The sequence below is a fragment of the Streptomyces sp. NPDC051219 genome (assembly GCF_040682335.1).
GTDB lineage: Bacteria > Actinomycetota > Actinomycetes > Streptomycetales > Streptomycetaceae > Streptomyces.
On sequence record NZ_JBFBAS010000031.1, the window covers coordinates 17,797 to 30,333 of the forward strand.

Below are 12,537 nucleotides of genomic sequence, written 5' to 3' on the forward strand. Positions count from 1 at the left end.
TGAGAGGACGCCATGCGCGCCCAGTTCGTCCTGTCGGAGATCGGCGTCGGCCTCCGGCGCAATCTCACGATGACCTTCGCCGTCATCATCTCCGTCGCCCTCTCGCTCGCCCTCTTCGGCGGCTCGCTGCTCATGCGCGACCAGGTGAGCACGATGAAGGGCTACTGGTACGACAAGGTCAACGTCTCGATCTTCCTCTGCAACAAGGGTGACGCCGAGGCTCTGCCCAAGTGCGCCAAGGGCGCCGTGACCGCGGAGCAGAAGAAGACGATCGAGGCCGACCTCGAGAAGATGGACGCCGTCGAGACCGTCACGTACGAGTCGGCCGACGAGGCGTACAAGCACTACAAGGAGCAGTTCGGCGACTCCCCGCTGGCCAGCTCGCTCACTCCGGACCAGATGCAGGAGTCGTTCCGGGTCAAGCTCGACGATCCGGAGAAGTACAAGGTGGTCGCGACGGCCTTCGCCGGCCGGGACGGTGTGCAGTCCGTACAGGACCAGCGCGGCATCCTGGAGAACCTCTTCGAGCTGTTGAACGGCATGAACGTGGCCGCCCTGTTCGTGATGGGGCTCATGCTCGTCATCGCGCTGATGCTGATCGTCAACACCGTGCGCGTCTCGGCCTTCAGCCGCCGGCGGGAGACCGGCATCATGCGGCTCGTCGGCGCCTCCGGCTTCTACATCCAGATGCCGTTCATCATGGAGGCCGCGTTCGCCGGGCTGATCGGCGGTGTGGTCGCCTGCGTCATGCTGCTCCTCGGCCGGTACTTCCTGATCGACCACGGCCTCGCGCTCTCCGAGAAGCTGGAACTCATCAACTTCATCGGCTGGGACGCGGTCCTCTCCGTGCTCCCACTGGTGCTGGTGATCGCTCTGCTGATGCCGGCGCTCGCAGCATTCTTCGCGTTGCGCAAGTACCTCAAGGTGTGACAAGCGCCCTGGGCGCCGTAAAGGCAACAGGCCTTACGGCGCCCGGCCTTGTCCTAGAGTGTTCGCCATGTCGGGCCCAGCTCTGTTCCGCCAACCTCGCCGCATCCGCCGCGCGGCGGCCCTGACATTGGTGTTCACCTGCGCTCTCGCGGCGGGCGCCGCGACCGGCGTCTGGGGCGAAGAGGCCCGTACGGACGGGCAGTTGACCGGAGCCCGAAGCGCCGCCGCCACCACCGAGCGCGATGCCGTCGAGAAGGCCGCCGCCGCGGCGATGGCCGACGGCAAGTCGGTCAAGGACGCGGCCGAGGAGGTCGTCAGCCGCAGTGGGGACCGCTGGGGCATGGTGTACGACGAGGGTGAGTACGCGGAGTTCGAGAAAACCCTCGACGGCGAGTACACGGGCGTGGGCCTGTGGGCCGGGCGCGGCCGCGACGGGCGGATCGAGGTCTCCCGCGTGCAGTCCGGCGGGCCCGCCGCCCGGGCCGGTGTCCGGGCGGGCGACCGGATCCGTACGATCGACGGTCACCGTATAGAGGGCCGGCCCGTCAACGAGGTCGTCTCCCTGCTGCGCGGCGACCGTGAGAGCGCCGTCGCCGGCACCTCGGTCACTCTGGGGCTGGAGCGCGACGGAAACAGCTGGACCGAGACCCTGCGCAGGGCCCGGCTCACCACGGAGGCCGTCACCGTGCGCCAGCTCGGAACGGGCGTGACGCTGATCAAGGTGGCGTCCTTCACCAAGGGCTCTGGCGAGCGGGTACGGGACGCCGTCCGTGCGGCCCCCACCGGCGCCGGCGTCCTGCTCGACCTGCGCGGCAACACGGGCGGGCTGGTGAACGAGGCCGTCACCGCCGCATCCGCGTTCCTCGACGGCGGGCTGGTCGCCACCTACGACGTCCGGGGAGCGCAGCGCGCTTTGTACGCCGAGCCCGGCGGCGACACCGGCCGACCGCTGGTCGCCCTGGTCGACGGCGGCACGATGAGCGCGGCGGAGATAGTGACGGGCGCGCTGAAGGACCGCGGCCGGGCCGTCACCGTCGGGTCGCGCACCTTCGGCAAGGGGGCGGTCCAGATGCCGACCGAGCTGCCGGACGGCTCGGTCGCCGAGCTCACCGTCGGCCACTACCGCACTCCGGCGGGTCACAGCGTCGACGGCCGGGGCATCACGCCCGACCTCGCGGTGAGCGAGCGGGCCGAGGAGAAGGCCCGCACGGTATTGGGTGGCCTCGGCACCGGGTCTTAGTGCGAAAATGGCCGCACTATGGCAAAAGAAAAAGGGCGCAAGCTGATCGCGCAGAACAAGAAGGCGCGGCACGACTACACCGTCATCGACACCTACGAGTGCGGGCTGGTCCTGACCGGCACGGAGGTGAAGTCTCTGCGCCAGGGGCGGGCGTCCCTTGTGGACGGGTTCGTCCAGATCGACGGGCACGAGGCGTGGCTGCACAACGTGCACGTCCCGGAGTACAGCCAGGGCACGTGGACCAACCACAGCGCGCGGCGGAAGCGGAAGCTGCTCATGCACCGCGTGGAGATCGACAAGCTCGAGTCGAAGTCCCAGGAGACGGGTCACACGATCGTGCCCCTGGCCATGTACTTCAAGGACGGCCGGGCCAAGGTCGAGATCGCGCTGGCCAGGGGCAAGAAGGAGTACGACAAGCGGCAGACCCTCCGCGAGAAGCAGGACCGGCGCGAGACGGACCGGGCGATCTCGGCGATCAAGCGGCAGCAGCGGGCCTGACGCGGGGAATAAGCTGGCACGGATGTGCGCTGTTAACGTACGATGGCATCTGCTCCCTGGCGACGGGGTGCGGTACCACCTTGATAAAAAAACATGGGGATGATCGGTTTCGACAGCGGATGTCGAAGCAGGGGAAGCGAGTCGAGGAAGCGGCAATGATCTCGTTAACCATATGTCGCAAACAATAATCGCCAACACCAAGCGCGATTCCTCCGCCTTCGCTCTCGCTGCCTAATTAGCAGCTAGCGAAGACTCTGCGGAGTGTCAGCCCGGGGCTGTTCCCGACCCGGATTCTGGCATCAGCTAGGGGACTAAACCACTGAGCCCGGTCACGGGGCCCAGTGGGAAATCAAACAGTGACTGAGCCCGTCGGAGACTTGTTCGCGTGATCTCCGGGGCCGAGAAAATCGCAGCGAACTGCACTCGGAGAAGCCCTGGTTCTGCACCGTTGGACGCGGGTTCGATTCCCGCCATCTCCACAATTCCCATGTGAGGCGAAGGCCCCGCTGTCTAGCACAGCGGGGCCTTCGTCGTTTCCGGAGCGCTCCGGCCGGCCGTTCCCACCGCCGTGACGACCAGTGCCAGGGCCGCGGCCGACACGGGCACCGCGTAGCCGGAGGCCGCCCCGAACCGCTCCACCGCCCAGCCCCCCGCCGCCGAGCCGCAGGCGATGCCGCCGAGCAGAGCGGTCACGGCCAGGGCCATGCCCTCGTTCAGGCGGTCCACCGGTATACGGCCCTGGAGGAGGGTCATGCCGGTGACCATGGTGGGAGCCGTGGCTATCCCGGCCGACAGCAGCGCCGCCGCGACCGCGAGCAGCGATCCGGTCAGGGTGGCCGCCAGCAGCGGCAGGCTCATCAGGGCAGTCATCGCGGCGACGCAGGGCAGCAGGCGGGCGCGAGGGTTGGCGGCCGGGCGCAGCGATCCGTACAGCAGGCCGGCCGCGCAGGATCCGGCGGCCTGGAGCGCGAGTACCGCGCCCGCCGCCGCGCGATGGCCCCGGTCCTCGGCGAAGGCGATGGTGACGACCTCCAGGGAACCGAAGACCGCGCCGGTGGCGAGGAAGGCCGACAGCAGCGGCGGCATGCCCGGTACCCGCAGCGGGGAGCGGGCTCTGCTGCGGGGCGAGACGGGGGGCTCGGTCGCGCGCTGGGCGGCGAAGAGCAGTACGCCGGTGAGGAGCAGCACGGCGCCGGTCAGGGTCCCTGCCTCCGGGAACACGGCGGTGCACAGGAAGGCCGCCAGTACCGGGCCCAGCATGAAACACAGCTCGTCGGCGGCCTGTTCGAAGGCGTTGGCGGTGTGCAGTGCGGCGGGATCGTCCTTGTGCAGATGAGCCCAGCGGGCGCGGGACATCCCCCCGGTGTTGGGGGTGGTGGCGGTCGCGGCGTACGCGGCGAAGAGCGTCCAGTCCGGGGCGCCGTGGCGCACGCACAGCAGCAGGGCGAGTGAGCCGAGGGCCGCGATCGCGGTCGCGGGCACCGCGATGCGGGCCTGGCCGTACCGGTCCACCAGACGGGCCGTCCAGGGGGCGACGAGCGCGGTGACGCCAAGTCCGGCCGCGGTGACCGCGCCGGCCAGTGCGTACGAGCCGCGCGACCCGGCGATCATGATGATGGCGCTCACACTGAACATCCCCATGGGGAGGCGGGCGATCAGGTTGCCCGCGGTGAACGCGCGGGCGCCTGGCGTTGCGAAGAGACGTGCGTACGGGTTGCGGCGGCCCGGGCGTGGTGGGCGCACCGGCGAGCCGGCGGCGTCGGCTGTGTCGTACATCGGCGGGGAGTCGGACGGTTGCGGCATGGCCCAACCCTCGCCGCGTCCCCGTCGGCGGTCCAACACCTGCTGGGACCCCATTGACGCGCTTACGTTGTGAATCGGTGCGAGGTAGGTTCGCGGGGTGCCCCGAGACATCGAGCCCCGGCTGCTCCGGGCCTTCACCGCCGCCGCCGACGAGCTGCACTTCACCCGGGCCGCCGCCCGGCTCTATGTCGCACAGCAGGCACTCAGCAGGGACATCCGGCGGCTGGAGCGGGAGGTGGGCGCCGAGCTGTTCGTCCGGACCACCCGACAGGTCTCCCTCACGGCGGACGGCGAGCGACTGCTGCCTTACGCGCGCCGGGTGCTGGAGGCCCAGGACGATCTGGCGGCGGCCTTCGCGGGGACCGGGGACGCGGCCCGGCCGCTGCTGGTCGACCTGAACACCGAGGGCATGACCTCCGGGCGGGTCCTGGCCCGCGCCCGTGAGCTTGCCCCGGGCTGTGAGTTGATGGCCCGCTTCGAGAGCGGACTCACCGGCGCCGCCGCAGAGATTCTCGCCGGGCGGCTCGATGTCTCCTTCGGGCTGTTCGCCGGTCTGCCGCCGGCCGTCCGCGCCCGGCTGGCCCACCAGCCGGTCCGGTACGAGCCGCTGGCGGTGCTGCTGCCGAACGGGCATCCGCTGGCGGAACGCCCGTCGGTACCGCTGGCCGCTCTGGCGGGCGAGACCGTGTATGCGGGGGCGGGCAATCCGCGAACCCTGGAATGGACGGAATTCGCCCGGCGGCTGTTCGCAGGCCGGGGCATCGCCGTGGCGCCGCCGGCGCCGGTGGCGATCGGTCACGAGGAGTTCCGCCGGGTGATGGCGAAGAGCCGGAACCCGGTGCTGGTCGTGGTGGACTTTCCCGAGCTGCCGGGCGCCGTGCTGCGCCCGCTCGTCGATCCCGTACCGCTGTCGCCGCTGTCCATGGTGTGGCGGAAAGGGCTGCGGCACCCGGGAGTGGAGGCGCTTCGCGCTGCCGTGTCGGAGCTTTCGCGGGTGGAGGGCTGGCTTGATCCCGTGACCGATAGTTGGCTGCCCGACATCGATTTGTCTTTGATAGTGGACAAATTCTCTTTGAGTATGGACAAAAACTGACTCGTGCGGATGAGGGCTCGATAGCTGCGCTACGTTCGCTCACCCGGGCGCGGTGTGGACATAGGGGGGCGCCCTGTTCGATGGGGATGGGCGTACAGCGGTGGAAGACCAGCAAGAAAATGCTCCTCTCGGGCATGCGCGTGATCAGGACGAAGTGACGGTCGAACTCCACGGCTGGGGAGAGCAGTTCGAGGTGGCAACCGGGGGACCGGGTCTCGCAGGGGTTCCCGGACCTGGTCCCGTCTTCGTGGACGAGAGCGGCCGCCGGAGCAGGAAACTCCGCCGCATGGGGTGGGTACTCGGCACGGCCTGCGCCTGTTACGCCGTACTCCTCGTCGGTACCCTCCTCGGCGGCAACTCCAGCGCACCCTGGCTGGGCATACCCGGTCCGGCCGCGGAGAAGAAGCCGGACACGGTACGCGACTCACCCGCCCCGGACGCTCAGCCGCCCGTCGGCAACGCGCCCGGTACCGTGCCCCGTCCCCTCCCCGGGGACGCCGCCGGGGAGGGGCCCTCGAACCCGCCGGGCACCACCGCGGCCCGTCCGCCGGCCGGCGGCGCGGCCCCGGCCGCCGGGCCCACACGCCGGCCGGGCGCCTCGGTCAGCGGCCCCCCGGCCGGCCCGGCCGGCCCGCCGCCCGGCGCCACCACCGGCGGTGGCGTGGACCCCGGCCCGGCGCCCGAGCCCGATCCGGAGCCGCAGCCCAGTGAGCCCGCGCCGTCGGTGAGCGAACCGCCGCCGGTGCTGCCGACGGATCCGGTGGATCCCGCGGCCGAGGGCGGTGCCGTATGACCTCCCGCGCCGGCACGGGAACCGTCAGGCGTCGCGGGATGCCTATGCGCTATCTGCTGCCCCTGCTGTTCCTGGTAGCGCTCTTCGCCATGCTCATGCTGCGCGGCTATGTGCACAGCGAGATCCTCGCGGACCACCGTGTCCGGCAGCCGGCCGCCAACGACCAGGTGCCCCGGCACCTCATCGAGGGCGGCCCGGTCATCGACGCGCGCAAGCGGAACGACCCCAAGGCGCTCGACGTCCCCGACAACAAGCTCGTTCTGACCTTCGACGACGGCCCCGACCCGGTATGGACGCCGAAGGTTCTCGACAAGCTCCGGCAGTACGACGCGCACGCCGTCTTCTTCGTCACCGGCACGATGGCCTCCCGCCACCCCGACCTGGTGCAGCGGATGGTCGACGAGGGCCATGAGATCGGCCTGCACACCTTCAACCACCCGGACCTCTCCTACCAGTCCCGGGCCCGGATCGACTGGGAGCTGTCGCAGAACCAGCTGGCGCTCGCGGGCGCGGCCGGGATCCGCACGTCCCTGTTCCGGCCGCCGTACTCGTCGTTCTCGCACGTCCTTGACAACAAGAACTGGCCGGTCACGGAGTACGTCGGCAGCCGCGGCTACGTCACGGCCTTCAACACCGTCGACAGCGAGGACTGGAAGCGCCCCGGCGTCGAGGCGATCGTCCGTAACGCCACTCCGGAGAAGCCCGGGGACGGCGCCATCGTCCTGATGCACGACTCCGGCGGTGACCACCGCTCCCAGACCCTGGCGGCCCTCGACCGGCTGCTGCCCCAACTGCAGGAGCAGGGTTACGAGTTCACCGGTCTCACCGGGGCCCTCGGCGCGCCCGGTGCGCACACGCCTGTGACCGGGCTCGAGCTGTGGAAGGGCAAGGCGTTCGTCGGAGCGGTCAGCGTCTCGGAGCACATCACCGACGCGCTGGTGGTGGGCCTCGCCATCGTCGGCGTGCTGGTCCTCGCCCGGTTCGGCCTCATGCTGCTGCTCTCGGTACTGCACGCCCGCACGGTGCGGCGGAAGGACTTCAGCTGGGGTCCCGCGGTCACCCGCCCGGTGACGGTGCTCGTTCCGGCGTACAACGAGAAGGAGTGCATCGCCAAAACGGTAACCTCCCTGACGGCAAGCGACCATCCCGTCGAGGTGATCGTCATCGACGACGGTTCGACGGACGGCACCGCGGACATCGTGGAGGGGATGGGCCTGCTCGACGTCCGCGTCGTACGGCAGATGAACTCCGGAAAACCGGCCGCGCTCAACAACGGCATCGCCCACGCCTCCCACGACCTCGTCGTGATGATGGACGGGGACACCGTCTTCGAGCCGTCCACCGTGCGCGAGCTGGTGCAGCCCTTCGGCGACCCCCGGGTCGGCGCGGTCGCGGGCAACGCCAAGGTCGGCAACCGCCACCGCCTCATCGGCTCCTGGCAGCACATCGAGTACGTCATGGGCTTCAACCTCGACCGCCGGATGTACGAGCTGCTGCGCTGCATGCCCACCATCCCGGGTGCGGTCGGCGCCTTCCGGCGCGAGGCGCTGGACCGCGTCGGCGCCATGAGCGACGACACCCTCGCCGAGGACACCGACATCACCATGGCCCTGCACCGCGACGGCTGGCGCGTGGTCTACGCGGAGAACGCCCGCGCCTGGACCGAGGCCCCCGAGACCGTGCAGCAGCTGTGGTCCCAGCGCTACCGCTGGAGCTACGGCACCATGCAGGCCATCTGGAAACACCGGCGGGCGCTGGTGGAAAGCGGTCCCTCGGGCCGCTTCGGCCGGGTCGGCCTGCCCCTGGTCTCGCTGTTCATGGTGCTGGCGCCCCTGCTCGCACCGCTGATCGACGTGTTCCTGCTGTACGGACTCGTCTTCGGCCCCACCGGGAAGACCGTCGCGGCGTGGTTCGGCGTCCTCGCGGTCCAGGCCGTCTGCGCCGCGTACGCCTTCCGGCTCGACCGAGAGCGCATGACACACCTGATCTCGCTGCCGCTCCAGCAGATCCTCTACCGGCAGCTGATGTACGTCGTGCTGCTCCAGTCCTGGATCACCGCCCTGACCGGTGGCCGGCTGCGCTGGCAGAAACTCCGCCGCACCGGAGCCGTCGAAGCACCGGGAAACCTGCCGAGCCGGCGGCAGCCCGCCGTCTCACACCGGCGCTGAGGGCCGGGTGAGAGCAAGGTTTCGCTCCAGTCATCCGGCGGCACGGGGCTGAAACGAGCCAACCGTACGGTCAGGCATCACGGACCCGACATCTGTGGAGGCGTGATGACTGCCCCGACCACCACCGCTTTGCGCAAGGGGGGCCGCTGGATCGAGCAGTGGGACCCGGAGGACGAGACCTTCTGGAGGGAGACGGGTGAACGAACGGCGCGGCGCAACCTGATCTTCTCCGTGCTGTCCGAGCACATCGGGTTCTCCATCTGGACCCTGTGGTCGGTCATGGTCCTCTTCATGGGACCGCAGTACGGGATCGACCCCGCCGGGAAGTTCTTCCTGATCGCCACGGCCACCCTGGTCGGCGCGGTCGTCCGCGTCCCCTACACGTTCGCCGTGGCCCGCTTCGGCGGCCGGAACTGGACGGTCTTCAGCGCGCTGATGCTGCTGGTGCCGACCGTCGCGGCACTGTTCGTGATGAAGCCGGGCACCTCGTACACCACCTTCATGGTGGTCGCCGCGCTCACCGGCGTCGGCGGCGGGAACTTCGCCTCCTCGATGACCAACATCAACTCTTTCTTCCCGCTGCGGAAGAAGGGGTGGGCGCTCGGCCTGAACGCCGGCGGCGGCAACATCGGCGTACCCGTGGTGCAGCTCGTCGGCCTGCTGGTGATCGGCACGGCCGGCGCCACGCACCCGCGGATCGTGCTCGCCGCCTACATCCCGCTGATCGTCGTCGCGGCGACCTGTGCGCTGCTGTGGATGGACAACCTCGCGCCCGTACGCAACGACACCGGGGCCGCGAAGGAGGCGGTGAGGGACGGGCACACCTGGATCATGTCGTTCCTGTACATCGGCACCTTCGGGTCGTTCATCGGCTACAGCTTCGCCTTCGGCCTGGTGCTCCAGACCCAGTTCGGCCGTACGCCCCTCCAGGCAGCCTCCCTGACCTTCATCGGTCCGCTGCTCGGCTCCCTGATCCGCCCGGTCGGCGGTTCGCTCGCGGACCGCTTCGGCGGTGCCCGGATCACGCTGTGGAACTTCGCCGCGATGGCAGGCGCGACCGCGGTCGTGGTCTACGCGTCCGTCGAGAAGTCCCTGGCCGTCTTCCTGATCGGCTTCATCGCCCTCTTCGTCCTCACCGGACTCGGCAACGGCTCGACGTACAAGATGATTCCGGGCATCTTCCAGGCCAAGGCTCTCGCCAAGGGGATGGAGGGAGAGGCCGCCGCGGCCTACGGACGCCGGCTGTCCGGCGCTTCCATGGGACTCATCGGAGCCGTCGGCGCCCTCGGCGGACTCGGGATCAACCTGGTCTTCCGGCAGGCGTTCCTCACCTCAGGTACGGGCACGGCGGCCTTCGTCACCTTCCTCGCCTTCTACGGAGTGTGCTTCGCACTGACGTGGGCGGTATACCTTCGGCGGCCGGCCGCGGCCCCGGCGCGGACAGAGATCACCGAAGCGAAGCCGCAGCTCAGCTACGCCGAGGTGTAATCCGCAATACCCGTTAACGACGTCGAAATACCGGCGAACCGAGCCCGTCACGCCCCGTTGGCAGGCTCGGTCCGCCGGCACCACCTCGTAACACCCCATGCACAGAGCGGGGCACCAGCCATGAACGACACACAGAACGGTCCTCTCGCGGGCTTCACGGTCGGAGTCACGGCGGCGCGGCGCGCGGACGAGCTCGGAGCGCTGCTGCAGCGGCGCGGAGCGGCCGTACTGCACGCCCCCGCCCTGCGGATCGTGCCGGTCGCCGACGACAGCGAACTTCTCGCCGCGACCAAGGAGCTGATCGCAAACGCCCCGGACGTGGTGGTCGCGACGACCGCGATCGGCTTCCGGGGATGGGTGGAGGCCGCCGACGGCTGGGGCATCGGCGAGGACCTCCTCGCGCGGCTGCGCGGGGTCGAACTCCTCGCGCGCGGACCGAAGGTGAAGGGCGCGGTCCGGGCCGCCGGCCTCACCGAGGAGTGGTCTCCCGCCTCCGAGTCCATGGCCGAGGTACTGGACCGGCTGCTGGCCGAGGGCGTGGACGGCCGCCGGGTGGCGATCCAGCTGCACGGCGACCCGCTGCCCGGCTTCGTCGAGGCACTGCGTGCGGGCGGCGCCGAGGTCGTCGGCGTACCCGTCTACCGATGGATGCCGCCCGAGGACGTCGCACCGCTGGACCGCCTCCTCGACGCCACGGTCTCCCGCAGCCTGGACGCGGTCAGCTTCACCAGCGCTCCGGCCGCCGCATCGCTGCTCTCCCGTGCCGAGCACCGCAGGCTCCTCCCCGAACTGCTGGACGCCCTGCGGCACGACGTCCTGTCGGCCTGCGTCGGCCCCGTCACCGCCCTGCCGCTGCAGGCCCATGGCATCGACACCTCCCAGCCCGAGCGCTTCCGGCTTGGCCCTCTGGTGCAGCTGCTGTGCCTCGAACTTCCGTCGCGTGCACGCACTCTGCCCGTCGCCGGCCACCGCGTCGAGATCCGTGGCCACGCGGTCCTGATCGATGACACCCTGCGTCCCGTGCCGCCCGCCGGCATGTCCCTGCTGCGCGCGCTGGCCCGCCGCCCGGGCTGGGTCGTCGCCCGCTCGGAGCTGCTGCGGGCGCTGCCCGGCGCGGGCCGGGACGAGCACGCCGTGGAGACGGCGATGGCCAGGCTGCGTACCGCGCTGGGTGCCCCGAAATTGATCCAGACCGTGGTCAAGCGCGGCTATCGGCTGGCCCTGGACCCGGCCGCGGACGCCAAGTACGCCGACTCCTGAGCACGCCGGGCGGGGCAGCGTCTACCGCCGTAACCGCGAGCACCTGCGGCCCTGCGAGCCGGAGCGCACCGAGGAGTTCTTCCCCCCGAGGGTCAAGCGGCCGCTCTCCGGGACCGGTTGGCGCAGCGGGAGGCGGGACGGCTGATGCCGTGGCTGCTCACCGACGCGGCAGGCAGCCGCGTCCTGGGCGGCCTCACGCTCTCCAACACGCCCTGGGCCCGTTCCGCAGCGCCGGCCTCGGCTCCTGGATCGACGCGGACTGCACCGGCCGCGGCCTTGCCACCGCCGCGGTGGAGTACGTCTGCCGGGCGACGCGCGAGGAGTTGGGCCTGCACCGGGTCGGGGCCGGCACGCTGCTGGAGAACGCGGCCTCCCAGCGCGTGCTGGTCAAGGCGGGATTCGAACCGTTCGGGACAGCGCGGGACTATCTGCACATCAACGGCGCGTGGCGGGACCACCGCCTCTTTCAGCGCATCCTGCACGACGGCCCACCCGTGTGAGCCGTGGCCGTGGGCGGCCTCCGGCCGGTAGCAGGGGTTCCGGCCGGGCGCCGGGACGGGCACTCTGGGGGGACGGGACTCACCCGGGTACCCCGAGGCGGTGACAGGCGCATGGCGGCGGGCATGGGCTCGTACGAGTTGCGGTTCGACTCCGGGCGGATATGCCTGGATCTGGTGGCCACCGGAGCGCCTCCGACGGAGCGGCTCGACGGGCGCGACCGGCTGCGGGCGTGGCTGACCGGTGCCGGACTCGTACCGCCCGGCACCCCGCTCACGGCCGTCGACGCGGACTGGCTGGCGCGGTTCCGCGAACTGCGCGGCGACGTGGGCGAGCTGGTGCGGGCGGAGATCGAGGGCAGGCCCGCCGAAGAGGCCCTGGCGCGGGTCAACGCGCTGGCGGGCGGGCCACCACCCCCGCTGTGCGCCGTACGCGCGGCGAGCGGTGAGCTCGTAAGGACTCTGGGCGCCGACCCGGAGTGCGGGGCGCTGCTCGCGGCGGTGGCCCGGGATGCCGTCGAGCTGCTGACCGACCCGGTGGCCCGGGCCCGGCTGCGGCAGTGCGAGGGCGACGGCTGCTCGCTCGTCTACCTGGACACGTCCCGCGGGCGCCGCCGGCGCTGGTGCTCCAGCGAGGTGTGCGGGAACCGGGAGAGGGTCGCCCGGCACCGGCGGCGGTCCCTCGCCGCACAGCCGTAACCCACGGCAACCGCACACCCTTAAAAGATCTTGAAAGAATATTCCGGCCGCGTTGAGCACAACCGGCT

General features: G+C 70.6%; 11 protein-coding genes and 1 other RNA gene. 11 read left to right on the forward strand and 1 reads right to left on the reverse strand.

Features of this window, described 5'->3' with window-relative positions; translation table 11 throughout:
• Window positions 1–12 precede the first annotated feature (12 nt).
• The 4 genes from ftsX (at window position 13) to ssrA (ending at window position 3,150) form a co-directional block, all read left to right on the forward strand.
• On the forward strand, window positions 13–930 hold the full coding sequence (gene ftsX / locus AB0M62_RS27440) for a permease-like cell division protein FtsX (protein ID WP_366076978.1): 918 nt from the start codon (window positions 13–15) through the stop codon (window positions 928–930).
• Between the two features lie 67 nt (window positions 931–997).
• Window positions 998–2,170 (forward strand): S41 family peptidase, encoded by a 1,173-nt coding sequence (locus AB0M62_RS27445; RefSeq protein WP_366076979.1) that lies wholly within the window; start codon window positions 998–1,000, stop codon window positions 2,168–2,170.
• Window positions 2,171–2,188: 18 nt separating this feature from the next.
• Window positions 2,189–2,668, forward strand: coding sequence for an SsrA-binding protein SmpB (smpB, locus tag AB0M62_RS27450; protein ID WP_366076981.1), 480 nt, complete (start codon window positions 2,189–2,191; stop codon window positions 2,666–2,668).
• A gap of 95 nt (window positions 2,669–2,763) precedes the next feature.
• Window positions 2,764–3,150, forward strand: a transfer-messenger RNA (tmRNA) gene (gene ssrA / locus AB0M62_RS27455).
• A 28-nt stretch (window positions 3,151–3,178) separates the two neighbouring features.
• Here ssrA and AB0M62_RS27460 read toward each other — a convergent pair.
• The gene (locus AB0M62_RS27460; protein WP_366077022.1) at window positions 3,179–4,444 is read right to left on the reverse strand and encodes an MFS transporter; all 1,266 of its coding nucleotides are present in this window, start codon (window positions 4,442–4,444) and stop codon (window positions 3,179–3,181) included.
• A gap of 124 nt (window positions 4,445–4,568) precedes the next feature.
• Here AB0M62_RS27460 and AB0M62_RS27465 point away from each other — a divergent pair, with 124 nt between their 5' ends.
• From AB0M62_RS27465 to AB0M62_RS27495, 7 genes are all read left to right on the forward strand, one after another.
• A complete protein-coding gene (locus AB0M62_RS27465) occupies window positions 4,569–5,564 on the forward strand; it encodes a LysR family transcriptional regulator (protein ID WP_366076982.1) in 996 nt (331 codons plus the stop codon).
• A 286-nt stretch (window positions 5,565–5,850) separates the two neighbouring features.
• A complete protein-coding gene (locus AB0M62_RS27470) occupies window positions 5,851–6,357 on the forward strand; it encodes a hypothetical protein (RefSeq protein ID WP_366076983.1) in 507 nt (168 codons plus the stop codon).
• 44 nt (window positions 6,358–6,401) lie between these two features.
• Entirely contained in the window at window positions 6,402–8,525 is a 2,124-nt protein-coding gene (locus AB0M62_RS27475) for a bifunctional polysaccharide deacetylase/glycosyltransferase family 2 protein (RefSeq protein WP_366077023.1), read from the forward strand.
• Between the two features lie 105 nt (window positions 8,526–8,630).
• Complete coding sequence (locus AB0M62_RS27480) at window positions 8,631–10,013, forward strand: nitrate/nitrite transporter (protein WP_366076984.1); 1,383 nt, start codon at window positions 8,631–8,633, stop codon at window positions 10,011–10,013.
• 120 nt (window positions 10,014–10,133) lie between these two features.
• Entirely contained in the window at window positions 10,134–11,273 is a 1,140-nt protein-coding gene (locus AB0M62_RS27485) for a uroporphyrinogen-III synthase (protein ID WP_366076985.1), read from the forward strand.
• 149 nt (window positions 11,274–11,422) lie between these two features.
• Complete coding sequence (locus AB0M62_RS27490) at window positions 11,423–11,773, forward strand: GNAT family protein (RefSeq protein ID WP_366076986.1); 351 nt, start codon at window positions 11,423–11,425, stop codon at window positions 11,771–11,773.
• A gap of 111 nt (window positions 11,774–11,884) precedes the next feature.
• A complete protein-coding gene (locus AB0M62_RS27495; RefSeq protein ID WP_366076987.1) occupies window positions 11,885–12,469 on the forward strand; it encodes an ABATE domain-containing protein in 585 nt (194 codons plus the stop codon).
• Window positions 12,470–12,537: the final 68 nt, after the last annotated feature.